This window comes from Streptomyces sp. CA-106110, from assembly GCF_050936285.1.
Lineage (GTDB): Bacteria > Actinomycetota > Actinomycetes > Streptomycetales > Streptomycetaceae > Streptomyces.
This window is the reverse complement of the sequence record NZ_JBNJNB010000001.1, coordinates 3432316-3458989: the sequence shown is the minus strand read 5'-3', so window position 1 is coordinate 3458989 and position 26674 is coordinate 3432316. Positions and strand designations below refer to the sequence as shown.

The 26674-nt window shown below is 73.1% G+C and carries 23 protein-coding genes and 2 pseudogenes; 16 read left to right on the top strand and 9 right to left on the bottom strand.

What is annotated here, in order from left to right; all coding sequences use genetic code 11:
* The first annotated feature begins 5 nt into the window (after positions 1 to 5).
* The gene (locus ACQEXA_RS15855) at positions 6 to 1490 is read left to right on the top strand and encodes an aromatic amino acid ammonia-lyase (RefSeq protein WP_432934018.1); all 1485 of its coding nucleotides are present in this window, start codon (positions 6 to 8) and stop codon (positions 1488 to 1490) included.
* A gap of 126 nt (positions 1491 to 1616) precedes the next feature.
* Here the strand turns inward: ACQEXA_RS15855 and ACQEXA_RS15850 are convergent.
* Positions 1617 to 1766, bottom strand: a pseudogene (locus ACQEXA_RS15850) (SAM-dependent methyltransferase); the annotation flags it as partial.
* Between the two features lie 239 nt (positions 1767 to 2005).
* On the opposite strand from ACQEXA_RS15850, the pseudogene ACQEXA_RS15845 reads away from it, so the two are divergent.
* From ACQEXA_RS15845 to ACQEXA_RS15835, 3 genes and pseudogenes are all read left to right on the top strand, one after another.
* Positions 2006 to 2338, top strand: a pseudogene (locus tag ACQEXA_RS15845) (ATP-binding protein); the annotation flags it as partial.
* A 310-nt stretch (positions 2339 to 2648) separates the two neighbouring features.
* Positions 2649 to 2840: a hypothetical protein gene (locus tag ACQEXA_RS15840; protein WP_432940067.1), complete on the top strand. Its 192-nt coding sequence runs from the start codon at positions 2649 to 2651 to the stop codon at positions 2838 to 2840.
* 324 nt (positions 2841 to 3164) lie between these two features.
* On the top strand, positions 3165 to 3965 hold the full coding sequence (locus ACQEXA_RS15835) for a VOC family protein (RefSeq protein ID WP_432934020.1): 801 nt from the start codon (positions 3165 to 3167) through the stop codon (positions 3963 to 3965).
* A 35-nt stretch (positions 3966 to 4000) separates the two neighbouring features.
* Here the strand turns inward: ACQEXA_RS15835 and ACQEXA_RS15830 are convergent, their stop codons facing one another.
* The 3 genes from ACQEXA_RS15830 to ACQEXA_RS15820 all read right to left on the bottom strand — a co-directional run bounded on the left by ACQEXA_RS15830 (position 4001) and on the right by ACQEXA_RS15820 (position 5461).
* Complete coding sequence (locus ACQEXA_RS15830; RefSeq protein WP_432934022.1) at positions 4001 to 4147, bottom strand: hypothetical protein; 147 nt, start codon at positions 4145 to 4147, stop codon at positions 4001 to 4003.
* Between the two features lie 217 nt (positions 4148 to 4364).
* Entirely contained in the window at positions 4365 to 4784 is a 420-nt protein-coding gene (locus ACQEXA_RS15825) for a DUF6114 domain-containing protein (protein ID WP_432934023.1), read from the bottom strand.
* Entirely contained in the window at positions 4784 to 5461 is a 678-nt protein-coding gene (locus ACQEXA_RS15820; protein ID WP_359394369.1) for a DUF6230 family protein, read from the bottom strand. The genes ACQEXA_RS15825 and ACQEXA_RS15820 overlap by 1 nt, the downstream gene beginning before the upstream one ends.
* Before the next feature lie 626 nt (positions 5462 to 6087).
* Between ACQEXA_RS15820 and ACQEXA_RS15815 the strand changes: the two genes are divergently transcribed.
* Positions 6088 to 6744 carry a Tat pathway signal sequence domain protein gene (locus tag ACQEXA_RS15815; RefSeq protein ID WP_432934026.1) on the top strand — a complete coding sequence of 219 codons (657 nt, stop codon included), beginning with the start codon at positions 6088 to 6090 and terminating at the stop codon, positions 6742 to 6744.
* A 47-nt stretch (positions 6745 to 6791) separates the two neighbouring features.
* Here the strand turns inward: ACQEXA_RS15815 and ACQEXA_RS15810 are convergent, their stop codons facing one another.
* Positions 6792 to 7715: a lytic polysaccharide monooxygenase gene (locus ACQEXA_RS15810; RefSeq protein WP_432934028.1), complete on the bottom strand. Its 924-nt coding sequence runs from the start codon at positions 7713 to 7715 to the stop codon at positions 6792 to 6794.
* A gap of 220 nt (positions 7716 to 7935) precedes the next feature.
* Here ACQEXA_RS15810 and ACQEXA_RS15805 point away from each other — a divergent pair, with 220 nt between their 5' ends.
* Together ACQEXA_RS15805 and ACQEXA_RS15800 are read left to right on the top strand one after the other, a co-directional pair.
* Positions 7936 to 8511, top strand: coding sequence for a hypothetical protein (locus tag ACQEXA_RS15805; protein WP_432934030.1), 576 nt, complete (start codon positions 7936 to 7938; stop codon positions 8509 to 8511).
* The gene (locus ACQEXA_RS15800) at positions 8504 to 9664 is read left to right on the top strand and encodes a damage-control phosphatase ARMT1 family protein (protein ID WP_432934032.1); all 1161 of its coding nucleotides are present in this window, start codon (positions 8504 to 8506) and stop codon (positions 9662 to 9664) included. Before ACQEXA_RS15805 ends, ACQEXA_RS15800 begins: the two co-directional genes overlap by 8 nt.
* On the opposite strand, the gene ACQEXA_RS15795 is transcribed toward ACQEXA_RS15800, so the two are convergent.
* Entirely contained in the window at positions 9657 to 10922 is a 1266-nt protein-coding gene (locus tag ACQEXA_RS15795) for a cytochrome P450 (protein ID WP_432934034.1), read from the bottom strand. The genes ACQEXA_RS15800 and ACQEXA_RS15795 overlap by 8 nt on opposite strands.
* Positions 10919 to 11740, bottom strand: a complete 822-nt coding sequence (locus ACQEXA_RS15790) for an alpha/beta fold hydrolase (protein ID WP_432934036.1) — start codon at positions 11738 to 11740, stop codon at positions 10919 to 10921. The genes ACQEXA_RS15795 and ACQEXA_RS15790 overlap by 4 nt, the downstream gene beginning before the upstream one ends.
* A gap of 219 nt (positions 11741 to 11959) precedes the next feature.
* Here ACQEXA_RS15790 and cyc2 point away from each other — a divergent pair, with 219 nt between their 5' ends.
* From cyc2 to ACQEXA_RS15760, 6 genes are all read left to right on the top strand, one after another.
* Positions 11960 to 14164 carry a germacradienol/geosmin synthase Cyc2 gene (cyc2, locus tag ACQEXA_RS15785; RefSeq protein ID WP_432934038.1) on the top strand — a complete coding sequence of 735 codons (2205 nt, stop codon included), beginning with the start codon at positions 11960 to 11962 and terminating at the stop codon, positions 14162 to 14164.
* Positions 14165 to 14389: 225 nt separating this feature from the next.
* Positions 14390 to 14791 carry a YciI family protein gene (locus tag ACQEXA_RS15780; protein WP_432934040.1) on the top strand — a complete coding sequence of 134 codons (402 nt, stop codon included), beginning with the start codon at positions 14390 to 14392 and terminating at the stop codon, positions 14789 to 14791.
* The gene (locus tag ACQEXA_RS15775) at positions 14788 to 16026 is read left to right on the top strand and encodes an RNA polymerase sigma factor (RefSeq protein ID WP_433130421.1); all 1239 of its coding nucleotides are present in this window, start codon (positions 14788 to 14790) and stop codon (positions 16024 to 16026) included. The genes ACQEXA_RS15780 and ACQEXA_RS15775 overlap by 4 nt, the downstream gene beginning before the upstream one ends.
* Positions 16026 to 16919 (top strand): hypothetical protein, encoded by an 894-nt coding sequence (locus ACQEXA_RS15770; RefSeq protein ID WP_433130418.1) that lies wholly within the window; start codon positions 16026 to 16028, stop codon positions 16917 to 16919. The genes ACQEXA_RS15775 and ACQEXA_RS15770 overlap by 1 nt, the downstream gene beginning before the upstream one ends.
* A gap of 380 nt (positions 16920 to 17299) precedes the next feature.
* Positions 17300 to 18445: a M24 family metallopeptidase gene (locus ACQEXA_RS15765; protein WP_432934046.1), complete on the top strand. Its 1146-nt coding sequence runs from the start codon at positions 17300 to 17302 to the stop codon at positions 18443 to 18445.
* Positions 18446 to 18546: 101 nt separating this feature from the next.
* Positions 18547 to 19470, top strand: a complete 924-nt coding sequence (locus tag ACQEXA_RS15760) for an aminoglycoside phosphotransferase family protein (protein WP_432934047.1) — start codon at positions 18547 to 18549, stop codon at positions 19468 to 19470.
* 164 nt (positions 19471 to 19634) lie between these two features.
* Here ACQEXA_RS15760 and treZ read toward each other — a convergent pair whose 3' ends face one another.
* Complete coding sequence (gene treZ / locus ACQEXA_RS15755; RefSeq protein WP_432934049.1) at positions 19635 to 21380, bottom strand: malto-oligosyltrehalose trehalohydrolase; 1746 nt, start codon at positions 21378 to 21380, stop codon at positions 19635 to 19637.
* A 169-nt stretch (positions 21381 to 21549) separates the two neighbouring features.
* Between treZ and ACQEXA_RS15750 the strand changes: the two genes are divergently transcribed.
* The 3 genes from ACQEXA_RS15750 to ACQEXA_RS15740 all read left to right on the top strand — a co-directional run bounded on the left by ACQEXA_RS15750 (position 21550) and on the right by ACQEXA_RS15740 (position 24204).
* Positions 21550 to 22101 (top strand): DUF1707 and FHA domain-containing protein, encoded by a 552-nt coding sequence (locus ACQEXA_RS15750; RefSeq protein WP_360989969.1) that lies wholly within the window; start codon positions 21550 to 21552, stop codon positions 22099 to 22101.
* 337 nt (positions 22102 to 22438) lie between these two features.
* Positions 22439 to 23764, top strand: a complete 1326-nt coding sequence (locus ACQEXA_RS15745) for a M14 family zinc carboxypeptidase (protein WP_432934052.1) — start codon at positions 22439 to 22441, stop codon at positions 23762 to 23764.
* The gene (locus tag ACQEXA_RS15740) at positions 23761 to 24204 is read left to right on the top strand and encodes an SSI family serine proteinase inhibitor (RefSeq protein ID WP_432934054.1); all 444 of its coding nucleotides are present in this window, start codon (positions 23761 to 23763) and stop codon (positions 24202 to 24204) included. The genes ACQEXA_RS15745 and ACQEXA_RS15740 overlap by 4 nt, the downstream gene beginning before the upstream one ends.
* Before the next feature lie 116 nt (positions 24205 to 24320).
* Here ACQEXA_RS15740 and treY read toward each other — a convergent pair whose 3' ends face one another.
* The gene (gene treY / locus ACQEXA_RS15735) at positions 24321 to 26672 is read right to left on the bottom strand and encodes a malto-oligosyltrehalose synthase (protein ID WP_432934056.1); all 2352 of its coding nucleotides are present in this window, start codon (positions 26670 to 26672) and stop codon (positions 24321 to 24323) included.
* Between the last annotated feature and the right edge of the window lie 2 nt (positions 26673 to 26674).

Genomic DNA, 26674 nt, shown 5'->3' with positions numbered 1-26674 from the left:
CGCCCGTGGACACCGCGGACGGAGCGGCGCGGGTGCCCGAGCCCACGGGCGCCCGCGTCGTCCTCGACGGCACCGCCCTCGACGTCGGCGGGGTGGTCCGCCTGGCCGGGGGCGCGGCCGTCCCCGTCGTGCCCGCACCGGCCATGGAGCGCGCCCGGCGCTCATGGCACACGGCCCAGCGGCTCGCTGCGGCGGGCCAGTTGTACGGCCGCGGCACCGGCGTCGGTGCCCACCGCTCGGTGCGGGTCGATGCCGAGGAGGAGTCGGGGCACGGGCTGCGGCTGCTGCGCAGCCACGCGGGAGGAGCGGGCGCCCTGCTCCCGGCCCGCGAGATCCGGGCGATGCTCGCCGTGCGCGCCAACCAGCTGCTGGCGGGCGGCTCCGGCATCCAGCCCGCCTTCGTCACCGCGCTCACCGACGCCTTGCGGCTCGGCGTCCGCCCCGCCGTCAACGAGTACGGCGGCGTCGGCACCGGCGATCTGACCGCGCTGGCCCAGACCGGTCTCACCCTGATCGGCGAGCGCCTCTGGCTCGGCGACCCGCAGTCGGGTCTGCCCGCGCCCGTGGCCCTGAGTCCCGGTGACGCCCTCGCCCTGCTCAGCAGCAACGCCCTCGTGCTCGGTCAGTCCGCGCTGGCCTGCCACGACCTGACGGTGCTGCTGGACGCCACGCACGCGGTGGCGGCTCTGTCGCTGGCCGCCGTGTCCGGGTCCTTGGAGGCTTACGCGGCCCCCGTGCACGCCGTACGCCCGTACCCCGGAGCGGCCCGCGCCGCGGCGGAGGTACGGCGCCTGCTGGCCGTCCCCGACCGGCCGCCGCCGGCTGTGGGGCGGATCCAGGACCCGTACGGCTTCCGGGCCTTCCCGCAGGTGCACGGGCCCGCGCTGGAGGCCGCCGACGTGCTGCGGCGGATCGTCGAGGTGGAGGTCAACTGTCCTTCGGAGAACCCGCTGATCGGTGAGGACGGCACGGCCCACCACCACGGCGGATTCTTCGCGGCACCGCTCGGCCTCGCCCTGGACGGGGCATGCCTGGCCCTGCTGGGGACCGCGCAGCTGTCCGCGGCGCGGCTGACCGCGCTCGGCAGGGCGGACCTGACCGGACTGCCCGCGTACCTGGCCTCGGGACCCACGGGCAGCTCGGGCACGATGATCCTGGAGTACACGGCCAACTCCGCGCTCGCCGAGCTGCGTTCCTGTGCCGCACCGGTGTCGGCCGGGCACACGGTCCTGTCCCAGGGACTGGAGGAGGCGGCCAGCTTCGCCTCCCAGGCCGCACGCCAGTCGCTGCGCGCAGTGGACGCGTACCGCACCGTCCTCGCCTGCGAACTGGTCGTGGCCGTACGGGCGTTGCGCCTACATCCCGCCCCGCCGCCCGTCCCGGCCTTCACTGTGGCGGCCGCGGCGCTCCCGGGGACGACGGAGGACCGCCCGCTGACGGGGGACGTGACGGCGGCGGCGGAACTGCTGCCGACGCTGGCGGCGTTGTAGACGGCGACGGGCCGTGCCCCCGGCAGGGACGCGGCCCGTGGCATCGTGCGAGCTCCGCCGCAGGGGCGCGATCAGCCGTGCGACCCGCACTCGGCAGCCGGCGGTGCCCCCGCGGCGACGTTCCGGTCAGGGCTTGCGGGCAACCGCCCCGGACATCGCGATGTCCTCGTCCGGGATGCCCTGCTCACCGGTCCCGTCTGGGTGCCACTTGTGCACCTGGACCACGCCGGGCGCGGCCAACTCCAGCCCGTCGAAGAACTCGTGGGCCTCGTCGAGATGCACGATGTCCGGCAGCGCGGGCGCCCCGCAATTCTCAACTCGTCAGTTGCGAGCCGTTGTTGGCGGGTGCCACAGTGTTCATGGCGTCGGCGGCCGGTGAACCAAGATGTTGAGCAGCCCGGTTGGGGGAGACGGGGCTGCGGTCCCTGTGCGGTGGAGTGAGATGCACGGGGCGCGGCACGGCGTCCGGCGGTGGGCGCCGGCAGGGTGCCCCGGCAGACGAAAGGCGAACGGCGATGGCTCCGCCCTCCCTCCCCCAGTCCTTGGACCGCCTCTCCGGGGGCGCCTCACCGCGTCGGTCCGATGTCTTCGCCGTCCTGGCCGTCCCGGCGGCGGTGGGGGTGGCCCGGAGCAACGTCCGGGCCCTGCTCGCCCGGTGGGGCACCGGCCACGGAACCGTTGACAACGCTGTCTTGGTGACCTCGGAGCTCGTCACCAACGCCGTCATGCACGGCGCCGGCGAGCGCATCGTGTGCCGGCTGCGCACCGACGGCCACCGGCTGCACATCGAGGTCCAGGACGAGAACCGCGGCGGGACCCTGCCCACGCTCCGCAGCCCGCACCCCGACGACCAGAGCGGCCGCGGCCTCGTCCTGGTCGACGCGCTGAGCAGCGACTGGGGAGCACGGGACGCCCTGATCGGCTCCGGTCGCGTCGTCTGGGCCGAGCTGAGCCCCCAGCCCGGTGAAGCCCTCGTGACCGTCCCACCAGCCGTCCCGCACCTCAGGCCCGCCCCCCCACCCGGCCGACCGCGCCCCGGCGGCGGACGAGTAACAAGGCCCATGGAACGGCCGCACGCCTCTGCCGAACCGCTGCCCGCCCACCCGCCGCCCCCCTGGCCCTGCCCCGGCGCTGACCGCTGCTCTCGGATACGACGCCGTGGGCACTCCGAGGGACCACGGCGAACGGATCATGAAGTGCCTGTCCCGTGTCGGCTGTGCGTTCGGCGACGACCTCCAGCGGTGGTGGATCGTCCCCGCGGGCTCCGACATCGGCGTCACCTGGCCGCCGTCGACGAGCTGTGCGGTCGACGCCCGCCTGGGCCGCGGCGCACCGGAGCCGCAGCCGTAGCCACACCGGGCCGCCCCCTCCTGGAGCGGCCCCCGTGCCGACCGGCCGCTGCTGATCCACTCACCCGACGGTGACTTTCCGTACACGCCGTCGATCTCGCTGTACTTCCTCGCCTGCCGCCTGGCCGGCAGCACTCCGCACTGGTCCTCGGGGCCGGTGCCCGAGGCGCTTCCGGCCCCGACACACCCCGGCCGGTCCCTCTCCGGATGACGCCCGCCGCTCGGTGACGCATCCTTGCTAGGGCGCTATCGGGGTACCCGGAGACCCTGAGCGAACGTTGGGGGAGGTGCCCGGCATCTCCCCAGGGAACCGGGCGGAGTGGTCATGGTCAAGGACGAGGCACGGGGCAAAGGAGGAGTCCCCAGTGACTCGGTGTTCGGTGCACCGTGCTGGGTCAGTCTGACCACGCGCGACCTCGACGTCGCGGAGAACTTCTACCGGGCCGTGTTCGGCTGGGAATGGCGGCCGAACAGCATGGATGAGCGAATCCGGGTGGCGTTGGCGGACGGGGTGCCCGTCGCCGGGATCGCCGCCGTGGCCTCGATGTGGCAGATGGCCGTCGCCTGGACCCCGTACTTCGCCGTCCCCAGCGCCGACGAGGCGGCGAGCCGCTGCCGTGAGCGCGGCGGTACGACGGCCGTCGGCCCGCTCTCCTTTCCGCCCGGCCGGGCCGCCCTGCTGGCGGATCGCGACGGAGCGGTCTTCGGCGTCTGGGAGGGCCCGCTCGTCACGGGCTGGGAGGAGTGGCGCGAGGCCGCCCCCACCTTCATACGGCTGCACACGCGGAACGCCTTCGACTCCGCGATCTTCTACGGGGAGGTCCTCGACTGGGCCTCCGCACGTCAGGGCTGCTGCGAGGTGCAGTACGACGGCGACGAGGTGGTCCTGCGCAGCGGTGGAACGGTGGTGGCACGGATCCACTCGGGAGCGGTGGAGGCCGCGCCCGACCCCACGATCCGCCCGCACTGGCAGGTCCACTTCGTGGTGGGCGACGTCGAGGCCTGTGCGCGGGCCGCGCGGGCCCAGGGCGGCTGCGTCCTGCAGTGGGAGGAGGGCGCCGAGGACGCGGTGCTCGCCGACCCGGACGGCGCGCGCTTCACCGTGACCGCCAAGCGGCAGCCCTGAAGGCCGCGGGCCCTCTGTGACGGCACCCGGGGGTCTCAGGAGTCCTGGTCGGGGGCGCCTTCGCCCACCCGGTACGCCGTGGTCCAGGTGGCCCCGCAACGACAGCGGGACTTCTCGATCAAGTGCCCGTCCTCGTTGACCCCGATGCCGTCCCTGATACGGACGTGAACGTGCTCACCCACGGTGCGTCTCCTCCGGTCGGCCGGCATACGGGCGAACCGCCATTCAACGAGATGCCGCACAGGTCGTCTAGGAGCGCGCTCACAGGGTTGGGCCGGCTCACGGGATGAGACCGTCCGGTTCCCCGTCGTACGGCCTCGGCGGACGGGACCCGGCAGGGGGCCCCGTGCAGATGTGGGGGTCGGGGCGACCGGCCCGCCCGCCGAGGGGTCGAGGGGGTCAGGAGGCGGCCGTGTCGGCCGTGGGGGACCGATCGCGACGGCGGCGCAGGACGCCCCGGCGCGGCTCCTGGTCGGGCAGCCAGCCGAAGGCCAGGCAGCTTCCCGTCACGCCCAGCAGCAGGCCGATCAGGAAGCCGCCCAGGTTGGACGTGATCCAGCCGCCCAGGGACACCAGGACGCCGAGGACCGAGTAGAACACGCGCTGGGCCGGGCTGAAGAGCAGCAGCAGCCCGCACAGCAGCATCACCGTCGGCAGCAGATACCCGGCCAGGCCCTGCACGCCGATGTGCGTGATCACCTTCAGCGACGCCTTCTCCGTGAGGAGGATCTCCGCTCCGCCCAGCGTCAGCAGCAGCCCGCCCCAGAAGGGGCGGTCCGCCCGTCGGCGCCGGAAGGCGGCCCTCGCCCGGCCCGCCATCAGCAGCCCGTGTCGCTGAAGCTGAGGTTCAGGCCGGGCAGCCTGAAGACCGCGGCGGTGGTGGCGTAGTTGGTCTGCCGCAGGTTGGCGATGTGCACCGTGTCCGCCTGCTGACCGAAGACGCCCTTGTTGCCCTGCACCCCGGCCTTGGTCAGGGTGCTCGCGTCGTTCCCGATCTCGATGTGGTTGAAGTCGGCGTCGCCGGTCAGCAGGGTCGAGTCGGTGGTCAGATCGGTGGCGGTCACCTTGTCCTTGCCGCCGCCCGCGGTGATCTTCAGGTTCGTGCCGCCGAGGTCGACGCTCTGGCACAGCTTGACCAGTGTGGCGTCCTTGATCGCGGAGGTGACGACCAGCACCTGGCCGCCGGTGTCGCCGGCGTTCGGACTGTCGTCCGCCATGTTGTCCAGGGCGCCGAACTGCTCGAAACCGGTGCCGTGCAGGTCCGTGGCGGCGACCGTGAAGGGCAGACCGGAGATCGCGAACTGCACCCCCAGCGCTCCCTGGGCGGTCATGATCGCGAGACCGGCGGCGATCGCGGTGGCAGGCACCGCCATCACCGCGGCGCGGCGCAGGCGGACCCGCCCGCGCCTTTCGGGCGACGCTGCGGCGGTGGCACCGCTTTCCTGGTGCTCGGGTGAGGGACCGGGGGACGCCGTGGCGTCCGAGGACGAGGCCATGTCTGCTCCTGTGCATAGGCAATGCGAGTAGGGCTTCGCTGGCGTGTTGTCCTGGCGCGGACAGCGGCTGCCGTGCGCGCCTCCTCTGGCATCCCGGCGTGTGCAAGGGCTTGCTCGCGGCGCGGCAGTTACCACCGGGGAAGTTACCGGCGGTTACATCGAGGGGTCAAGAGAGCTGTGGAAAAAGGGTGTTGGTTGTGTTGCACCTGTGCCGCCGATGCTCCGGCGGCCTCCCGGGCAGGGTGGCCGCCGACCTGCCCCGCCGCATCTCTTCCCATCAACTTCGTTGTCACGTATTGACGTTGACGGTTCATCAGGTTTACAACTTCCCCTGATCTCGCATGGATCCGTGGCGCCGGATCCGTCGCACCGCACACGTCACTCTCCCGGCCCCCGTCCTCCCGGGGCGTTGGTGACACCTCCGCACGCGCGGTGCGATGCACGGAACCTTCACATCCGGCCGCGATCCAGCACTCTCCGCGACACCGGCACGGTCGCCTCCCCTGCCCGTGCACCGTTCCCGGTGGTCCGGCTGCCGCTGCCAGCCCGTCACGTACGGAGAAGGCGTCACGGGCCCGCAGCGGCACACCCCCCGCAACCCCCCACTTCGGAGAAGAGGCACCCTCATGCGTACGCCCCGATCCCTGCTCGCCGTCGCCGGCGCCGCCGCTGCCCTCGCCCTGGCCGCGGCTTCCCCCGCCTCCGCGGACGGCGCCGTGCTCACCGCAGGCGGCACCGCCGTCGCCGTCGGCGACGTCCTCAACGCGTCGCTCGCCGCCGGCACCACGGCCACGCTCTACTCCAGCGCCACCGGCACCAGCGGGGTCTCCTGCACCTCGTCCGCGTTCACCGCCACCGTCACCGACAACCCGGCCGCCCCGGGCACCGCCACCGAGTCGCTCACCGGCCACAGCTTCGACAGCAGCAGCTGCACCAGCAACGTCATCGGTGTCCTGGGCGTCACCGGCATCACCGTCGACCACCTGCCCTACACCACCACGGTCGGCTCCGAGGGCACGGTCACCGTCACCCCGGCCGCCGGCTCCACCATCCAGACCACGGTCAAGCTGCGCACCCTGCTCGGCACCGTCACCTGCGTCTACCAGGCCCCGAGCCTGACCGGCACGGCGAGCAACACCGACAACGGCATCGCCTTCACCAGCCAGCAGTTCACCAAGGTCTCCGGCTCGTCGCTGTGCTTCGCCAACGGCTACTTCACGGCGAAGTACGCCCCGGTCACCGACACCAGCCAGGCGGGCAGCCCGGTGGTGTCCGTCAACTGACGGACCGGCGCCGACGGCCGCTGCCAGTGGGTCCGGCGGCGGCCGTGTCAGCCGCGCCTGCGGCGCAGTGCCAGGGCGGCGCCCCCGGCGAGCACCGCGATCGCCCCGGCGCCGCCCGCCAGCAGCGGCAGCGACGGACCGCCGTCGGATCGGGGCGCGGTGGCCGCCGCCGGTGTGCCGGGTATGGAGGTCGCCAGTCCGCCCGGCCGGGACGAGGTGCTCACCGCAGGCCGGCTCGGCGACGGCGTGGGGGTGGGCGTGGGCGAGGCTTTGGCACCGGCCCGGGTGCCCGAAGTCTTCGCGCTGCCGGAATCCCGGGTGGCCCCGGACCCGCGGGAGGCACCGGACGCCGCCGGGAACACCACGTCCGAGCACGAGTAGTACGTGTCCGTGGTGCTCGAGTTCTGCCAGATCGTGAAGAGCACATGGTGCCCGGACCGGTTCGCCGGGAGCTTCGCCCTGATCCGGTACGCGCCGTTCGTCAGCGGCGGGTCGGTCACCTGGGCGAACGGTGCCGTCGGGAGGTCGGACCAGGTCAGCGGCTTGGTGGGGTCGTACCCCTGCTTCGTCAGGAACAGCTTGAACGTGCCCGTGTGCGCGATCGTCGAGCTGTACGCCATGGTCAGTACGGCCCCGGGCGCGAGCCGGGTCGACGGCCAGTCGGAGCGTGCCAGGTCCAGACCCCGGTAGGCGGGCAACCCTCCGCTGCACAGCCGGCCGTCGGGGACGGTCTGCCGGTCCCTGCCGTTCACGCCGGCCACCCGGAGGTTGTCCCAGGCCGTGAACGGCGAGCCGTTCGCCCTGATCGCCGCCAGACATGCCGCGGTCGTGCGGAAGCCGCCCACGGGTGAGCACGCGAAGACCCGGCTGACCGGATGCGTGGGCGCCCCGTGGGCGAGGGCCGGGGTCGCCGGCAGCAGGGTCGCCGCCACGGCGACGGCGGCCACGGCGGCTGTGCGGTGTGCGGTCATCCGGTGTCTCCAGGCACATCGGGTGCGGCGGGTGCGTACAGGGGAGTACGGGGACGGGGAGGCGCACGTTCAGAGCCGCGACCGCTTCCCGCGCGTTCCCCGCGCGGAGCGGGACACAGCGGGCAACCGGCCCGTGCCGAGGGCCGTTTACCGGCCGGACAGCCCCAGGGGAGCGGGCGGCCGGCGAGGGCGCCGGCCGGGCGGCCGTTAGCGTAGGCCCATGGCAACGGAGAGAGCCCCAGGGGCAGTCGAGGCGATATGTCCGGGCTGCGCATCGGCCGGGGTGCGGACGGTACCGGAGATCTGCGCCGACCACGCGGCCATGCGTGAGGGGCTGGCCGACCGGCTGGCCCGGACGCCGGGCGTGCCCTCGCGGTTCGACCGGTTCCTGCACTTCGCGGAGGGCTTGCTGATGGCTGGCGTCGGCGTCGTCCTCGCCTACGACGGCATCGGCAGCGGCAAACCCCTCTTCACGATCGGCGGCTCGTTGCTCGCCGTGCTGCTGTTCGCCGGCACGATCGTCGTGGTCCGCGGCGAAGGCCGCGAACGGGCCGTCGTGGCCGCGGGGGAGCCCCGCGCCGACGCACTGTGGCGATCGGCGTACTACTGCCCCGGGTGCGCGTCGGTGTTCTGTCCGGACGGCGCTCCGTGGCAGGGTCTGCTGACGCCGGAGCAGTTCAAGAAGTTCGTGTGGACCGAGGCCGGCTACGGGAAGCAGCTGGAGGAGCGGTTCACGGACGTGGACGTGCCCCCCGGGATCCTGACCGGCCCTGGAGGAGACCGAGACCATGCCTGACGCCCCCGTGATCCTCGCCGACGAGCCGGGCTCCTTCCCGCACGGTGTGCTCGCCGCCCGGCACCCCGCGCTCATCCGCGCGGTGCAGGAGGCCTTCCCGTACGGACCCGGGCAGCGACGGGCGCTCGACGGGCTGCTGAGCAGCGCCACGGAGGGCGTCATCGAACCGCTCTGCACGGAGGACGACGAGCGCTGGGCGGCCTGGGGAGCCCGTGAGTACCTCGGCCGGTCCTGGTTCGAGGTCCCCTTCCTGTGGTCCGAGAGCTACTTCTACCGCCAACTTCTACAAGCCGTCGGCTACTTCGGCCCGGGAGCCTGGCAGGGCATCGACCCGTTCCGCCCGTTCAAGCTCGCCGAACTCGACTCGCCGGAGACGGACGAGGAACTGGCGGCGCTCGACCGGCTCATGGAGCAGTCGCCCGACGAGCAGGCACGGGCGCTGCTGCACGGCTCTCTCTGGGGCAACCGCGCGGACCTCGGCTTCCGCCTCTCCGCTCCCGGTGCTCCGGCGATGGACAGCAGGCTCGTCGCGGACGACAGCGAGGCGCTGTGGTCCCTCCTCCCCGCCGGTACGGTCTGCCTGGTGGCCGACAACGCGGGCCGCGAGCTGATCCCGGACCTGCTGCTCCTCGACCATCTCCTCCGCCACGGACGGGTGCGCCGGGCCCTGTTGCATGTGAAGCCCCATCCCTACTACATCTCCGACGCCACGACGGCCGACGTCGTGGACGCGGTACGCCGGCTGACCGGAGCGAAGGGAGCGGCGGCCGACGCGGGGGAGCGCCTGTGGACGGCGATGGCCGAGGGCCGCCTCGAGGTCCGGGCACATCCCTTCTCGTGTGCCCCGCTGCCGTACGCGCAGATGCCGGAGGACCTGCGCACGGACTTCGCCGCCACGGACCTGACGATCTTCAAGGGAGACCTCAACTACCGGCGTCTGGTGGGGGACCGGCTGTACCCGCCGACGACGTCGTTCGCCGAGGTGACGGCCTACTTCCCCGGCCCGGTCGCCGCGCTGCGCACCCTGAAGTCCGACGTGATCGTCGGGCTGGACGCCGCCACGGAGGCCGCCCTAGTCGCCGCCGAGGAGCAGCACTGGCGGACCAGCGGAGCCCACGCACTGATTCAGGTCGAGCCCTCACGCGTCAAGTGAGCGCCAGCGGAAGCGACTTGATGCCGTTGATGAAGTTGGAGACCAGCCTTCGGGGCGGCGCGGCCAGGCGGGGGGCGGGCAGGACCCGCAGCGCCTCCTCGTAGAGCACGCCCAGCTGCAGCCGGGCGAAGTGGGCGCCGAGACAGACGTGCGGGCCGTCGCCGAAGGAGACGTGCGGGTTCGGCGTCCGGGACAGGTCGAGCCGGTCGGGTGCGGTGAAGACGCGCTCGTCCCGGTTGGCGGACGCGTGGAAGACGACGACCTTGTCGCCCGCGCGGATGCGCCGCCCGGCCAGTTCGGTGTCGCGGACGGCGGTCCGCCGGAAGGTGAGCACGGGCGGATGCCAGCGCAGCAACTCGTCGACGGCGACCGGAAGCCGGTGGTAACCGGCGCGCAACTCCTCATAGGCCGCGGGATGCTCGGCCAGCGCGAGGATGCCGCCGGGTGCCGCGGAGCGCACCGTGTCGTTGCCGGCGATCGTCAGCAGGAAGTAGAACATCTCCAGCTCGGGGCCGGTCAGTTCGGGATCGGTGGCCAGCGTGGTCATGATGTCGTCCGCCGGGTGGCCCCGTTTGTACGCGGCGAGCTGCTGGGCATAGGCGAACATGTCGCTCAGGGCCGCGGGCGACCGGGGATCGACCGGCTTGCCCTCGGCGGCCAGGAGCGGCTCGCCCGCCTCGTCCGGGTCCTGGTAGCCGATCACACGCTGGGTCCAGTGCAGCAGCAGGCCGCGGTCGGACTCCGGGACACCGAGCAGGTCGGCGAGATTGACCACGGCGTAGTCGTCGGTGACGGCCGCGACGAGATCGCAGGTGCCGTCGCCGCCGCGCGCCCGGTCCAGGGCGGACGCGAGCAGGGTGCGGGCCCGTGTGCGGGTCGTCGCCGTGAAGCGGTCGATGCGGCGCGGGGTGAAGGCGCGGCTGACCAGCCGCCTCAGCCGGCCGTGCGCGGGGGGATCCTGATTGAGCATCATCCGCCGGATGAACGGCAGGTCGTCGGGGTGGGGGTCGCGGATCTGGGTGGCTCCGGCGTAGGAGGAGAACGTCCCGGAGTCCCTGAGCACGTGTACGACGTCCGCGTGCCGGGTCACCGCCCAGAATCCGGGCCCGGCCGGCCAGCCGAGCACCTCGGGCTCGTCCTGCCAGGCGACCGGGTGGTGGTCGCGCAGAAGGCGGTACGCGGCATGGGGGACGCTGTCGGCGTACTGGCGTGGGTCGAAGACGTCGGGGACGGGCGGCGCACTCTCACCGACGTTCACGGGCGGAGGCTCTCTTCGGTGTCCGGCTTTTTGGCGGGGGCCGCGGTACTCGTGTCCGCCCGCAGGAAGTCCTCCACGACACGGAGCAGGTCGAGCGGCGCCTCGTCCATCGCGTAGTGGCCGGCCGAGGGCAGTTCCAGGAGCGAGGCGTTGGGATACCAGCGCAGCCAGGTCTCTCGCAGCAACCCGGCCGTCAGCGCGGGGTCGAGGGCGCCCGCGACGGCCAGCGCCGGAACCGTCGAACCCGCGACCGTGGTGTGGAAGTCCTCCCCGGCCCACGAGTCGAGCCAGGTCCGGAACGCGTTCGCGTCGCTGTGCGCGAGCGAGCGGGCGACCATACGGTCGAGCCAGGCGGCGGGCGCCCGGCCGCCGGTGGTGACGTCGATGATGACGCGCCGGTTGCCGGGCTTGTGCGCGGCGTCCGCGAACAGTTCCCACTGCTCGGCGGGCATCGGCATGCCGGAGGCGGGCACGGGGGAGACCCCGACGATCCGGCGCAGCCGCTCCGGGGCGAGCGCCAGCAGCCGTTGGGCGACCGCGCCGCCCATCGAGTGCCCGATCACCGAGAACCGCTCCCAGCCTAGCCGGTCGGCCAGGCCGACGAGGTCGGTGGCGGCCTCGGCCGTGCCGTACGTGCCGGCGGCGTCCTTCGCGGCCCCGTACCCGCGCAGGTCCACCAGCGCGTAGGTGAAGGTCTCGCGGTCCAGATCGGGCAGTACCGGCGCGTACGCGGCCCGGTCGGCGAACCAGCCGTGCACCGCGAACACCTTGTGGGCGCCGTCGCCGTGCACTTCGTGAGGCAGCACGAAAGAGGTCATGCGACCACGGTGGCCCGGGGCGTGAGTGTCGGCAAGGGGGCGTGCGAGGCGCCCGGATTCCGGCGCGGACGCCTCCGGACCGGCGCCAGGCCGCGGACGTGGACGGGCAGAGCGCGCCGGGATCGGGCCCGTTCCGCCTCCGCGCCCCCGATTCACGCGATGGTGTGGCCGTGATCCGCCCGGCGGATGTCGCGGCAGGGCCACGGGTAGGGCCCGGCCATGACGCAGCCGTTCGAACTCCCTCGCTTCTACATGCCGTATCCCGCGCGGCTGAACCCGCATCTCGACGAGGCGCGGGCCCACTCCACGCACTGGGCGCGCGCCATGGGCATGCTGGAGGGCTCCGGCATCTGGGAACAGTTTGACCTCGACGCGCACGACTACGGGCTGCTGTGCGCGTACACCCACCCCGACTGCGACGGCCCGGCCCTCTCACTCGTCACCGACTGGTACGTGTGGGTCTTCTTCTTCGACGACCACTTCCTGGAGGCCTTCAAACGCACCCAGGACCGCGAGGGCGGCAAGGCCCACCTGGACCGGCTGCCCCAGTTCATGCCGATGGACCTGCAAACCTCCGTGCCCGAGCCGGAGAACCCCGTCGAGGCGGGACTCGCCGATCTGTGGGCGCGCACGGTGGCGTCCATGTCCCTGGAGTGGCGCAGGCGCTTCGCGGTCGCCACCGAACATCTGCTGCGCGAATCGCTGTGGGAGCAGTCCAACATCGACGAAGGCCGGATCGCCAACCCCGTCGAGTACATCGAGATGCGCCGCAAGGTCGGCGGCGCGCCCTGGTCCGCGGGACTCGTGGAGTACGCGACCGCCGAAGTACCCGCGTCCGTGGCCGGTTCACGGCCGCTGCGGGTGCTCATGGAGACGTTCTCGGACGGCGTCCACCTGCGCAACGACCTGTTCTCCTACCAGCGCGAGGTCGAGGAGGAGGGCGAACTCAGCAACGGCGTACTGGTCCTGGAGACCTTCTTCGGCTGCAGTACGCAGGAAGCGGCCGACACCGTCAACGACATCCTCACCTCGCGGCTGCACCAGTTCGAGCACACCGCGCTCACCGAAGTACCCGCCCTCGCCCTGGAGAAGGGTCTGACACCGGACGAGGTCGCCGCGATCGGCGCCTACACGCGAGGCCTTCAGGACTGGCAGTCCGGCGGCCACGAGTGGCACATGAGGTCCAGCCGCTACATGAACAAGGGCGCCCGCGCCGAGGAGCGGCCCTTCGGGCCGTCCGGGCCCGGTCTCTCCGCCGCCGATGTGCGCGGGCTGCTCGCCGACGGGCGGGCCACGGGGACAGCTCCCACGCCCTTCGGGCGGCGGGGGAGGCTGCGCGCGTACACGCATGTCCCCTTCCAGCAGGTGGGACCCTCGCTGATCCCCGACTTCCACATGCCCTACGAGGTGGAGCTCAGCCCTCATCTGGACCGCGCCCGCAGCCGCCTCACTCCCTGGATGCACCGGACGGGCATGCTCCAGGAGGGCGTCTGGGACGAGGACAAGCTGACGGCCTACGACCTGCCGCTGTGCGCCGCGGGCCTGGACCCGGACGCCACCCCCGAGGCGCTGGACCTCAGTTCCCAGTGGGTGGCCTGGGGTACGTACGGCGACGACTACTACCCGCTCGTCTTCGGCCACCGGCGCGACCTCGCCGGGGCCAGGCTGTGCACCGAGCGGCTGTTGTTGTGCATGCCCCTCGACGGCGAGGTACCGCCCGCCCCGGTCAACGGTATGGAGCGCGGACTGCTCGACCTGTGGACGCGGACCACGGCGGGGATGGACCCGGAGCAGCAGCGCGCAGTGCGCACGGCCGTCGACACCATGACCGAGAGCTGGCTGTGGGAGCTGTCCAACCAGCTTCAGCACCGCATCCCGGATCCCGTCGACTATCTGGAGATGCGCCGCGCCACCTTCGGCGCCGACCTCACCAAGAACCTGTGCCGTATGGGCCACGGCCCCGAGGTCCCGCCGGAGGTCTATCGCAGCGGCACGGTCCGCGCCCTGGAGAACGCGGCCATCGACTACGCGATGCTGATCAACGACGTCTTCTCCTACCAGAAGGAGATCCAGTATGAGGGGGAGTTCCACAACGCCCTCCTCGTCGTGCAGAACTTCTTCGGCTGCGACTACCCGGCGGCCCTGCGGATCGTGGGCGACCTCATGACCCGGCGCATGGAGCAGTTCCAGCATGTGGCCACCCGTGAACTGCCCGTTCTCTGCGCGGACTTCGAACTCCCGGAAGAGGCCCGAGCGGTCATGGACGGCTATGTCGCGGAGCTGCAGAACTACATGTCCGGCATCCTGAACTGGCACCGGGGCTGCCACCGGTACGGCGCGGCCGACCTGGCCCGGCGCACCCACGGTTTCGTACCGGATCTGGCGCCGGCCGTCACCTGGCGACCCGCCCCGGTGGCCCGCTGACCGCACACCGGGCGACGGTCCGGCCGGCGGAACGGGTCCCGGGGAGGTACAGCCGGGGTCCGTGGCGCGTCGGGCGGGCCGTCGCGCGCGGTGCAGACGGTCCGCCCGGCTGTGCCCGGCTCGCCGCCGTCCACCCGGCCCGGCCGATCCGTTGAGAACGTCGGGCTCAGGGTGTCGAGATACGGTCGGTCTGTTCGTCATCCTCTTCGACCGACCGTGATCCGGGTGAGCGGAGGACAAGTGCAGTACATGCTGTTGATCTACGATTGCGAGCGGCCCGAGCCGGACGATCCGGGTTTCGCCGAGGCCCTGGCCAGGGTGAACGCGTTCGCCGACGAGTGCCGCCGGCGCGGCGCGTTCGTCTCGGGGCATCCCCTGCAGGCCGAGCACACGGCCACCACCGTCAGCGTGCGGGACGGTCAGACGCTGATCACCGACGGTCCGTACGCCGAGACCCACGAGCACCTCGGCGGCGTCTACGTGCTCGACTGCCGCAACCTGGACGAGGCCCTGGAGCTGGCCGCGCTGTGCCCGATGGCCGAGCAGGGCGGGATCGAGGTCCGGCCGATCGTCGGTGTGCCGGGCCTGGACCACCGTCCTGCGAACCTGGCGGCCACCGGCGAATGAACGCCGCTGCGGTCCTGCGGCGGGTCTACCAGGAGCACCGGGCGCGGATGCTCGCCGCTCTGATCCGCGTCCTCGGCGACTTCGAACTCGCCGAGGACGCGCTGCAGGACGCGTGCGCGCTCGCGCTGGGCGCATGGAGCGAATCGGCGCCGGGCGACCCGGTGGCGTGGCTGCTGACCGCGGCACGCAACAGCGCGATCGACCGGCTGAGGCGGGCACGGCTCGGCCGGGAGAAGCTCGCCCGACTCGGCGCGGCGCCCGAGGCGGTGACGACGATGACGAACGTCGGCGAGGACGGCCTGCTCAGCATGGGGGACGAGCGGCTCAGCCTGATCTTCACCTGCTGTCATCCCGCCCTGGCCAAGGACGTGCGGGTGGCCCTGACCCTGCAGGCCGTGGCCGGGCTGACCGCCGGGCAGATCGCCCGGATGTTCCTGGTCGGCGAATCGACTCTGGCCCAGCGCCTGGTGCGCGCGAAACGGAAGATCCGGGATGCCGGCATCAGCCTGGAAGTGCCCGCCGACCCGCTGCTGCCCGAGCGGCTTTCGGGCGTTCTGGCGGTGATCTATCTGATCTTCACCCAGGGCTACACCGTCGCGCCCGACCGGCCCGAACACCGCACCCTGCCCCAGGAGGCGATCAGGCTCGGGAAGCTCGTCGCCACCCTCATGCCCGACGAGCCCGAAGCGCTCGGCCTGGTCGCCTTGTTGCTGCTGCAGGACTCGCGCAGCACCGCCCGCCACAGCGCCTCGGGTGATGTGGTGCTCCTGGCCGACCAGGACCGGTCCCGCTGGGATGCCAACGAGATCGTCGAAGCCGTCGGGCTGCTGGACCGGGCGCTGCGCCTGGGCAGACCGGGCCCGTACCAAATACAGGCCGGGATCGCCGCGCTGCACGCCCAGGCCGTCTTCGCCGATCGGACGGACTGGCCGGGCATCGCCGCCCTCTACACCCGGCTGCTCGCGCTGACCCCTTCACCGGTGGTGGCGCTCAACCACGCCGTCGCCGTGGCCATGGCCACCACCCCGGACGAGGGACTGGCGTTGATCGACCGGATCGACGGGCTCGACCGCTACCACCTGCTGCATGCCGCGCGCGCGGATCTGCTGCGCCGCCTCGGCCGCACCCCGGAGGCGGCATCGGCGTACCGGCGTGCCCACGAACTGGCCACCAATCCCGCCGACCGGCGGTTCCTCGCCGGCCGGCTACACGACCTCGACGTCCTGGAGTCCTGATGAGACTGTCCGTTCTCGACCATGGCCACCGCCGCCGCGCCAAGCTGTTCCTGGCATTCACCTCCGCGATGTCGCGGGTGGAAAGCCCGGACATCGTGAAGATGCTGCTGTACCGGCCCGGCTTCCTCACCCGTCCGCTGCTGGAGCTCACCGCCGACGCGATGCGCGGACCGTCGTACTGGACCGCGGGGGAGCGCGAATACCTCGCGATGTGCACCGCGCGGCTGCACCAGTGCCCGTTCTGCATCGACACGCACGCCGAGCTCACCCGCATCGCGGGCCAGGGCGAGATCGACCCGGACGATCCCGCGTCGGTCCGGCCGCAGCTGCGCGCCGTCCGGCAGTTCCTCGATCTGGCCGGCCGGACGCCGGACCGCATGAACGCCACCGAGATCCCCGCCGGGGTCGCCGACCTGCCCGATCACGCGTTGCAGGAGGCACTGCACGTCAACCTGGTGTGGAACATCGTCAACCGCCTGGCCAACGCATTCGGCTTCACCCTCCGCGAGGGCCAGTTGTACAGCGGTACCCGTGCGCTGCACCGGTTCGGCTACCGCTTCCCGTCCTTCCTGCTCGCCGACGGCCCTGCGACCGATCACGGTGACGTCGTGGCCGACCTGCGCCACGCGGTGCTGGACACACCCGCCACCACCGACCCGGTACTGCGCGCCGCCGCCGCGGCCGGTGACCCGCTTCCTGCACCGTGGCAGCCCTATGCCACGGCAGTCCGCGACGCTTCGTACCGGATCACCGACACCGACGTGGACCGGCTCACCGCCGCCGGCTGCTCCGAGGACCAGATCTTCGAAGTCACCGTCGCGGCTGCGGTCGGCGCGGCGCTGCACAGCTTCGACGCCGGCCGGAACGCACTGGCGCACAAGACCACGGGCTGAGGCGAGGGCCTTGCCGATAACGGCTACCGCCGTCCGTCCTCCGAGCCGGCCGAAGTGAACTGCCACGGCGGCCCGAAATGCGCCTCCTCCTGCGCCGGCCGGGGGGCGGGCCGGGCGTTCTCGGGCACGTGACTCCTGACCGCGAGTCCCGGGCACCCCCCGTCACCCTCGCCGTGTGTCGCGCGGACGGCAGCCGTCGGCATCCGATCGCGACGCCGGGCATCGCCACCTGAGCCGCGCTGGAGTTCGCCAGGTCGCCCGGCACGGTGTGCCGCGCCGGTCCTCCGGCCGCCGTGGTCGTAATGGGCTCGCATCCGTCCCGGTGGAGAGGCAGGATGCTGCCCGTAGACCCTGGGAGAATCCGGACCGCGGAGGTATGGATGACCGGCACGCCCACGCCGCCCGAAACGGGCGGAACCGCGCCCTTCACCGCCGAGGACTACGCGGCCCGCATGCGGCGCGCCGCGGAGGCCGCCGACGCGGCCGGGCTGGCCGGGCTCCTCATCGCGCCCGGACCCGACCTGGTGTGGCTGACCGGGTACCGGCCGGGGGAGACCGAGCGCCTCACCCTGCTGGTACTGCGCGCCGGGCACGACCCTGTCCTCGTCGTCCCCACCCTGGAGGCGCCCGACGCGGCGGAGGCGGCCGGCGCGCCCGCCCTGACGCTGCGCGACTGGACCGACGGCAAGGACCCCTACGAGGCGGCGGGCTCCCTGCTCCGGGGCGACGGCCGTTACGGCATCAGCGACAACGCCTGGGCCCTGCACCTGCTCGGGTTGCGCGAACGGCTCCCGGACGTCGGCCAGGTGGCGCTCACGCGTGCCCTTCCGATGCTGCGGGCCGTCAAGGACACCGCGGAACTGGAGCGGCTCGCGGCCGCCGGCGCCGCGGCGGACGCGGCGTACGAGGAGATCCTGAAGGTGCCCTTCGCGGGGCGCAGGGAGAGCGAGGTCTCGGCGGATCTCGCCGACCTGCTGCGCCGGTTCGGCCACGCGCAGGTCGACTTCACCATCGTCGCCTCCGGGCCCAACGGCGCCAACCCGCACCACGAGGCCGGTAAGCGCGTCATCGAGCGCGGGGACATGGTGGTCCTCGACTTCGGCGGTCTCAAGTACGGCTACGGCTCCGACACCTCCCGCACCGTCCACGTCGGCGAACCGACCGACGAGGAGCGCCGGGTGCACGACCTGGTGCGCGCCGCCCAGGAGGCGGGCTTCCGGGCCGTCGGGCCCGGCGTGGCCTGCCAGGAGGTTGACCGGGCGGCCCGCGCGGTCATCGCCGACGCGGGCTACGGCGAGTACTTCATCCACCGCACCGGGCACGGCATCGGCGTCACCACCCACGAACCGCCGTACATGATCGAGGGCGAGGAGCAGCCGCTCGTCCCCGGCATGTGCTTCTCCGTGGAGCCCGGCATCTATCTGCCGGGCCGCTTCGGGGTCCGCATCGAGGACATCGTGACGGTGACCAAAGACGGCGGGCGGCGGTTGAACAACACGTCGCGCGAGATGGCCGTAGTCGGCTGAGAGGCGGTGGCGGACCGGGACGCGACAGCGGGGCGGGCGACGGTCGGCCGGCCCGTCACCGGCAGCCCCGAGCACGCATCCGAGACGACAACGGCGTGATCATGACCCAGCCAACGACACCGACGGCGGAGACCGTACACCGACTGGTCCGTTCCCTGCTCCCTGGCGACGACAGACCGGAGGTGACGCCTGTCGTGCAGGGCGCGGGGCACGCCACGTGGCTCGTCGGTACGCGCCATGTGCTGCGGCTCGCCACCGACCGGGACGCCTCCGCGCGCCAGCGCCGCGAACTGCGCCTGCGTGTCCTGGTGCGGCCGCACGTGGGGATCGCGGTCCCGACCAGCGTGGCGCACGGAGAGTGGGCCGCCGGCCTCGCCTACACCCTCGACACCCGGCTGCCCGGGAGCACCGAAGAGGAACCGGACATCTCGGCGGTCGGCGAAGCGGACCTCGCGACGCTGCTCACGGGGCTGCGCGAGGTGCCCGCGCGCGAGGCCGAGGCGCTGGGCGTCCCGCGGATGGCGCCACGGTCACTGGAGACACTGCGCGCGGCCGCCGCGCGTGTGACCGGGCGCCTGGGCGAGGACGACGAGTTCGACCCCGCCGGGCTCGACCGGCTCGGTGCGCCCGCCGCACGCCAGTTGGCCGCCCCGGCGGGCGCCGCCGTCCTGGTGCACCACGACCTCCGGGGCGAACACCTCGTGGTCAGCGGCGACGGGCGGGTGCGCGGTGTCCTCGGCTGGAGCGACGCGGTCATCGGTGACCCGGCCGAGGACATCGCCTCGCTCGCCGTCGCCGTGGGCACGCCCGCGGCGGTGTGCGCCGCCACCCTGGCCGGCTACGGAGCCCGCTCCTGTCTGCGCGGCCTGTGGCTCGCCCGTTGCGACACGCTCGTCCGCCTCGCCGACGGGCTCGAGGGCCGCGACGGCACCCCGCTGCCGGTCCTGCGCGCCCGGGTAGGGCGCGCCTGGGAGTCGATCATGCTGGAGCGGGTCACGGAACTGCCGCAGGAGGAGACACCGTAGGGCGTCCGCGTCGGACACCGGCCCGAGCATTCCCGTTGCGAAGTGCCCTGGAACGCCCCTTCCCGCTGAGAAGAGACCCGGGGCGCCGCGCGCACGGCCCGCTTGCGCAGCGCGCAGCGTACGTGCGCTGCGGCGAAGCTGCCGCGGGCGCCCCGGTGTCCCGGTCACTCCCGCGTCAGCACCACGCACGACTCGCCCGGCACGCTCAGCACACCGTCCTGGTCCGGCGGTTCCACGGGCTCCCACGCCGCCAGCACGCGGGCGTGCGTGATGCCGAGGGGGATCTTGGCCGTTTCCGCGGCCAGGTTGACGGCGACCAGGACGTCGCCACGGCGGAAGGCGAGCCAGCCGGCGCTCTCGTCATGGGTGACCTTCACGTCCTCGAGGTCGGGGTCCGAGAGGTCCGGCTCGGCACGGCGCAGCGCGATCAGCTCCCGGTACCAGGCCAGTACGCGCGCGTGGATGCCGTGTCCGGGCTCGGACCAGTCGAGACAGGAGCGGTCACGGGTCGCCGGGTCCTGGGGATCGGGTACGTCCTCCTCCGCCCAGCCGTGCGCGGCGAACTCCCGGCGCCTGCCGCGGCGTACGGCTTCGGCCAGTTCGGGATCGGTGTGGTCGGTGAAGAACTGCCACGGCGTGCCGGCGGCCCACTCCTCGCCCATGAACAGCATCGGGGTGAACGGGGCGGTGAGCACCAGCGCCGCCCCGCACGCCAGCAGCCCCGGGGACAGGGACGCCGAGAGCCGGTCGCCCTGGGCGCGGTTGCCGACCTGGTCGTGGGTCTGGGCGTAGCCGAGGAGGCGGTGCGCGGAGACGCGGGTGCGGTCCAGCGGGCGGCCGTGTCGCCGGCCCCGGAACGTGGAGTACGTGCCGTCGTGGAAGAACCCGCCCGTCAGCGTCTTGCCGAGGGCCGCGAAGGGGGCGCGGGCGAAGTCCTCGTAGTAGCCCTGGGATTCGCCGGTCAGGGCGGTGTGCAGCGCGTGGTGGAAGTCGTCGTTCCACTGCGCGTGCACCCCGAGGCCGTTCTCCCCGCGCGGGGTGATGACGCGGGGGTCGGCGAGGTCGGACTCGGCGATCAGGAACAGCGGGCGTCCCGTCTCGGCGGCCAGCGCGTCCACCGCCGAGGACAGCTCCTCCAGGAAGTGGACCGCGCGGGTGTCGCACAGCGCGTGCACCGCGTCCAGGCGCAACCCGTCGAGCCGGTAGTCGCGCAGCCAGGCCAGCGCGCTGCCGGTCAGGAACGCCCGCACCTCGTCCGAGCCCGGTGCGTCCAGGTTCACGGCCGCGCCCCAGGGGGTGTGATGCGTCTCGGTGAAGTACGGGCCGAACGCGGGGAGGTGGTTGCCGGAGGGGCCGAGATGGTTGTGGACCACGTCCAGCACGACGCCGAGGCCGAGCTCGTGGGCCCGGTCGACGAACCGTTTCAGCGCCTCCGGCCCGCCATAGGGCTCGTGCACCGCCCACAGGCTGACGCCCTCGTACCCCCAGCCGTGGCGCCCCGGGAACGGGCACAGCGGCATCAACTCGACGTGCGTGACGCCCAGGTCCGCCAGGTGGCCGAGCCGCTCGGCCGCCGCGTCCAGCGTGCCCTCGCGGGTGAACGTCCCCACGTGCAGCTCGTACAGCACCGCGCCCGGCAGCCCGTGCCCCTCCCCGGGGGTGCGCCAGGCGTACGCCCCGTGGTCGACCACCGCGCTCAGCCCGTCCGGCCCGTCCGGCTGGCGGCGCGAGCGCGGGTCGGGCAGCACGGGACCGTCGTCCAGGGCGAATCCGTACCGCGTGCCGTCGCCGGCCTCCACCTCTCCCGTCCACCACCCCGCGCGCCCCGGATCACGTGTCAATCCCTGCTCGGCCGCTCCGCAGTGGAGCGTCACCCGGGCGGCTTGCGGAGCCCACACCTCGAACTGCACGGACGGTTCCCCCTCGTCTGTTCCTCCTGACGCAGCGCCTCCATCGTGCGCCACGCGAGATCAATTCTTCGCCGGATCCACCCTTTTGACACATGGAACCGCCTGATGGCGGCGGAGGTCGTTCCACGCTTTCTGGACACCCGCGCGCGGCTGACCGACAATCACGTGCGTGACGTCGTCCTTCGAGTTCCACACGCACCCCGCTCGGCTCTCGGACGCCGAACGCGACAGGGCGCTGAAGATGCTGCGCGACGGCGTCGCACTGGGACGCCTGTCCCATGACACCTTCATCCGGCGCATGGAGCTGGCGCTGGTCGCCCGGCAGCCGCATGAGCTGGCCGCGCTCACCGCGGATCTGCCCACCGAGAACCGCTGGTCGCGGATGGTGTTCGGGACCGTCGAGGCGATCTCCGGGTTCACCGTGCGGCTGCGCCGTGCCTGGCAGGCCGAGCGGCTGCCCAAACTGCTGCTGCCCAGCCCTGGCAACCCCTATCCGCTGCGGATAGGCCGCGATCCCGCGAGCGGTCTCAGGCTGAGCCACGACACGGTCTCCCGCGTGCACGCCGAACTGCGGCACCAGGGCGGTCTGTGGGTGCTGCGCGACCTCGGCTCCACCAACGGCACGACCGTCAACGGACGCCGCGTGATCGGCGCGGCGATCGTCCGCGACGGCGACCTGGTCGGCTTCGGCACGATGACGTTCCGGCTGTCGGCGCAGTAGCCGGTCACCGGGCCGAGAAGGCCGAGGAGGGCCGGCGGGAACCGGCCGGCGGCCCTGACGGACCAGCGGATCCCGGGCACCTGATGCCCGGGTGCCTGATGTGGGCCGAACGCGTGGACGTGCCGGGCCGGAGCCAGGCCTCCGGCGGACGGCGTGCCCCGCCCGGGCTCGGCCTGTGGCCGGAACACCCTCCCGTTCCCGGCCGACCACCCTCGTCGTCCGCGGTGTTGACGTACCTGCCGAGCCGTGACTGACTGTGCGTACACCATGTACACCAGGTGAGCCGACGTAACCGCAGTGGAGGTGTGCCCTGCCGCCACTCCTCCGCTACCCGACGGTGGACGAACTCGGCGCTCGTGCTGCCGCGCTCGTCGCCCGCCGCCCGCGTGACGCCCGGCTGCGTCGCGTGGGCACGTCCCGGGGCGGCACGCCGCTGTGGCTGCTCTCCGTGGGACACGGCAGCCGCCACGCCCTCGTGGTCGCCGGACCCCATGCCAACGAACCCGTCGGCGGCGCCACCGCCCTGCGCCTGGCCGAACGGGCGCTCGCCGACCCCCGGCTCGGCGCGGGGGCCGACACCACCTGGAACCTGCTGCTGTGTCTCGACCCCGACGGCGCACGGCGCAACGAGGGCTGGCTGTCGGGCCCGTACACCCTCGGCCGGTACTTCCGGCGCTTCTTCCGCCCCGGCTTCCTCGAGCAGCCCGAGTGGCTGCCGGACGGCGCGGAGCGCGCCGCCCTGCCCGAGACCCGCGCCCTGCTCGACCTCCAGGACGAGTTGCGGCCCTTCTTCCAGTGCTCCCTGCACGGAGTCGACGTCGGCGGCGGCTTCGTGGAACTGACCCGCGACCTGCCCGGAATGGCTCAGCGGCTCGCCCAGGCGGCGGCCCGGCTCGGCATCCCGCGCGAACTCGGCCCGTACGACACCCTGTACTGGCCGACCCTGGGGCCCGCCGTCTACCGCATTCCGCCGCCCCGCCGGGGGGACCTCGCCGCGGCGATCACGGAGGCCGCGGTCGAGTCGACCTGGTTCCATCCGCACCGCTACGGCACCGTCACAGCGGTCGTGGAGGCGCCCATGTGGGGGGTGGAAGCCGTGGAGGACGACTCGCCGCACCCCGACCCCGAGGCGGTGCTGCGGACGGTCAGCAGGACGCTGCGGCACGACACCCGCCTGCTGGAGGGCTTCCTGGTCCGCATCCGCCCCCATCTGCCGGGCGTCGTGGACGCCGACCGGTTGCTCGCCCCGGTCGACGACTATTTACTGGTCGGCCCCGGACTCGCCGACTCCTGGGACCCCGACACCTACGGGCCCGGGGAGCGGCCGCTGCCGCCGCTCGACTCCGCCCGGCTGACCGCCCTCGGCATCTCCGGCCGCCGGGTCGCGCTGCGCACCGCCGGACTGCTGCACCAGCTCGCCGGGGCCGCCGGGCCCGGGGCGGCCGAGGTGCTGGCGGAGCTGGACGTGCTCATCGACGAGTGGTGCGCCGACTACCGCGACGGCTACGAAGCGCGCTGGATCCCCGTGGCACGCCAGGCCGAGTACCAGGCGCGGGTGGTGCTCGCCGCGTTCGAACTCGCCGCTCGGTATGCGCCTGTGCGTTCCCATTCGGGTGAGTCGGGGTGGGGTTCGGGAGCCGCGGTGCCGATGCATACGGAATGAGGAAGACGACCCTTGCCCTGCGCGGTGTCCTGCTCGCCGCGGCCGCCCTGCTCATCGCGCCCTCGGCCTCGGCCGCGCCCCGGCCGGCGACCGCGGGCAACTGGCTCTATCTGACCGTCGCCAAGGGTGACACCCGCTCCAGGGACATCCGCGGCACGCTTCTGATGTGCGATCCGCCCCGGGGCCACGCGGCGGCCCTCCGGGCGTGCGCCCAGCTCGCCGCGGTGCAGGGGGACATCGGCCGTATCGCGCCCGCGCACATGTACTGCCCGATGATCTACGCTCCCGTCACGGTGTCCGCGCGCGGCGAGTGGGGCGGCCACCCCGTCGACTACAGCCACACCTTCGCGAACGCATGCGACCTCGAGGCGCGCACCGGAGCGGTCTTCGCCCTGTGGGACCAGGGCCAGGGGGCGTCGGTGCCGGGCCTGCCCCACTGACGTCCGGATCCGGGCCCCGAGCGCGCACCCCGTGGGGCGCTCGTGCGGGGCCCGGTGCGGTCCGCCTCCGGTGAGCGGGGGAGACGCGCAGCGCCCCCGGCGATTCCGCCCCCGGCTCACTCCCCGCCGATCCGCTCCAGCAAGGCCACCGGCAGCCGCCCGAAGAGGGCCTCCACGCGCGTGTCGCCCTCGAACTCCCGCTCGGGAGCGAGCGCGTCGGCCCACCGGCCCGGCGGCAGCGTGAGAGAGGTGTCGCGCCAGCCGCCCGCCTCGGCGAGCCGCAGTGACAGCCGGGTGACCGCCGTCAGCACTTCCCCCGAGCGCACGAAGGCCACGCAGTGCGCGGCGGCGGGTCCTTCGGCGGCGAGAGGGGCGTAGGCCGCCGAGGCGCCGAACACCTCCGGACGACGACGGCGCAGCCGCAGTGCGGCTCCGGTGAGCTCCGCCTTGTCCGACGGCTCCTTCTGCGGTGCGAACGGCCGCCTGTTGTCCGGGTCGACCAGGGCCCGGTACTCGCCCTCCGTGCCCTGGTAGACGTCCGGCACGCCCGGCATCGTCAGATGGACCAGGGCGGCTCCCAGGACGTTCGCCTCGATGTGCGGTGCCAGGGCCTCCCGGAAGTGGGTCACCAGCCGTCCCGCCGGCCCCGACGGCATGCCCGCGGCGAACGCCGCGACCGCCTCCTCGTAGCCGGGGTCCTGCTCGGTCCACGTGGTGTGCAGTCCCGCCTCCCGGACGTGCTTGAGCAGCGCCCTCTGGAGGCGCTCCGCGGCGGCCGGCCCCAGCCCGAAGTACGTCTGCCAGGCCGCCCACACCAGGTGGGGATCGGGGGCCGCGCCGCTCGCGCCGGTCACCTCGGCCAGCACGTCCGCCCACCGCTGCGGGCACTCGGTGAGCACCGCGATCGCGGCCCGTACGTCCGCGCTGCGCTTGGTGTCGTGCGTCGACAGCACGGTGCCGGTGGTGGGCCAGTCGTGCTGCACCCATGCGCAGTACGCGTGGAAGTCCTCGGGGGAGAGCCCCGGGGCCCCGGGGTCGCCGCCCACCTCGTTCGCCGACAGCAGCGGCACATACCGGTAGAACGCCGTGTCCTCCACGGACTTGGCGCGCAGCGCCGACGCCGTCTGCGCGAAACGGGCCCGGAACTCCGCCTGTTCGGCGCCGTCCCCGGCGCGTCCGAGCGCCAGCTCCCGTACCACGTCGACCGCGTGTGCCTCCTCGGGCACCGTGAACGTGGCGCGGGCCTCGGCGGCGGCCTCCTCGGTGACCACCGCGGCGGCGTCCGTGGAGGTGTAAGGCCGGTACACCTCCATGCGGACCAGGAGCTCCGCCAGCGCGCCCCGCAGCGCCCAGGGCGCGTGGTCACGCAGGGCAGGGTCGGGGGACGTGGCGCACAGGCGGCCCGCCAGACGGGTCAGGCGGTCCAGCTCGGTGGCCAGCTCGTGCGTGACCACCCGATGGGCGGCGCGCCGAACGGTGGCGGCCCAGTCCCCGCCGCGGTCCGCCTGCGGGGCCGCGAACCGCCGGTAGTGACCGAGCAGCTCGTCGCTGCCCGCGGGATCGGTGAAGAGCCCGTCCACCTGCCGCAGCGCGTCGTAGCCCGTGGTGCCCGCGACCGGCCAGGCGGACGGCAGGTGCTCGTCGGCCGCGAGGATCTTCTCCACGACGGTCCAGCGGCCGCCGGTGGCCTCGTGCAGGCGGCTCAGATAGGCGTCCGGGTCGGCCAGTCCGTCCGGGTGGTCCACCCGCAGCCCGTCGATCACGCCCTCGTCCAGCAGCCGCAGGAGCGTGCCGTGCGTCGCCGCGAAGACCTCCGGGTCCTCGACGCGTACCCCGATGAGCTCGGAGATGCTGAAGAAGCGCCGGTGGTTCAGCTCGGTACGGGCCAGCCGCCACCACACCGGCCGGTACCACTGGGCGTCCAGCAGCTGTGGCAGCGGCAGCGACTCGGTCCCCTCGCGCAGTGGGAAGACATGGTCGTGGTAGCGCAGGACGTCCCCGTCCACCTTCAGCTGCCCGAGCTCCTCGCCGAGCCGCCTGCCGAGCACCGGCACCAGCAGCCGGCCGCCCTGCGCGTCCCAGTCGATGTCGAACCAGCGTGCGTACGGCGATGCGGGGCCCTCGCGCAGCACCTCCCACAGGGCGCGGTTGTGGCGCGGGAAGGCGGCCATGTGGTTGGGCACGATGTCCACGACCAGGCCGAGCCCGTGCTCCCGGGCGGTCCGGGACAGGGACCGGAGTCCCGCCTCGCCGCCCAGCTCGTCCCGCACGCGGGCGGGGTCGACGACGTCGTAGCCGTGCGCCGATCCGGGGACGGCCTCCAGGACGGGGGACAGATGCAGATGCGAGACGCCGAGTGCGGCCAGATACGGGACGGCCGCCTCCGCCGCACCGAACGGGAACTCCGGCTGCAGCTGCAGCCGGTACGTGGCCGTGGGCACCGCCGGGGCAGGTCGCTCAGGTGTCATGG

Bases quoted from the DNA above. Each gene is read 5' to 3' on its own strand.
- ACQEXA_RS15835 (WP_432934020.1), top strand. From the start codon at position 3,165: ATGGTCAAGGACGAGGCACGGGGCAAAGGAGGAGTCCCCAGTGACTCG.
- ACQEXA_RS15825 (WP_432934023.1), bottom strand. From the start codon at position 4,784: ATGGCGGGCCGGGCGAGGGCCGCCTTCCGGCGCCGACGGGCGGACCGC.
- ACQEXA_RS15820 (WP_359394369.1), bottom strand. From the start codon at position 5,461: ATGGCCTCGTCCTCGGACGCCACGGCGTCCCCCGGTCCCTCACCCGAG.
- ACQEXA_RS15815 (WP_432934026.1), top strand. From the start codon at position 6,088: ATGCGTACGCCCCGATCCCTGCTCGCCGTCGCCGGCGCCGCCGCTGCC.
- ACQEXA_RS15810 (WP_432934028.1), bottom strand. From the start codon at position 7,715: ATGACCGCACACCGCACAGCCGCCGTGGCCGCCGTCGCCGTGGCGGCG.
- ACQEXA_RS15805 (WP_432934030.1), top strand. From the start codon at position 7,936: ATGGCAACGGAGAGAGCCCCAGGGGCAGTCGAGGCGATATGTCCGGGC.
- ACQEXA_RS15800 (WP_432934032.1), top strand. From the start codon at position 8,504: ATGCCTGACGCCCCCGTGATCCTCGCCGACGAGCCGGGCTCCTTCCCG.
- ACQEXA_RS15790 (WP_432934036.1), bottom strand. From the start codon at position 11,740: ATGACCTCTTTCGTGCTGCCTCACGAAGTGCACGGCGACGGCGCCCAC.
- cyc2 (WP_432934038.1), top strand. From the start codon at position 11,960: ATGACGCAGCCGTTCGAACTCCCTCGCTTCTACATGCCGTATCCCGCG.
- ACQEXA_RS15775 (WP_433130421.1), top strand. From the start codon at position 14,788: ATGAACGCCGCTGCGGTCCTGCGGCGGGTCTACCAGGAGCACCGGGCG.
- ACQEXA_RS15770 (WP_433130418.1), top strand. From the start codon at position 16,026: ATGAGACTGTCCGTTCTCGACCATGGCCACCGCCGCCGCGCCAAGCTG.
- ACQEXA_RS15765 (WP_432934046.1), top strand. From the start codon at position 17,300: ATGACCGGCACGCCCACGCCGCCCGAAACGGGCGGAACCGCGCCCTTC.
- ACQEXA_RS15760 (WP_432934047.1), top strand. From the start codon at position 18,547: ATGACCCAGCCAACGACACCGACGGCGGAGACCGTACACCGACTGGTC.
- ACQEXA_RS15740 (WP_432934054.1), top strand. From the start codon at position 23,761: ATGAGGAAGACGACCCTTGCCCTGCGCGGTGTCCTGCTCGCCGCGGCC.
- treY (WP_432934056.1), bottom strand. From the start codon at position 26,672: ATGACACCTGAGCGACCTGCCCCGGCGGTGCCCACGGCCACGTACCGG.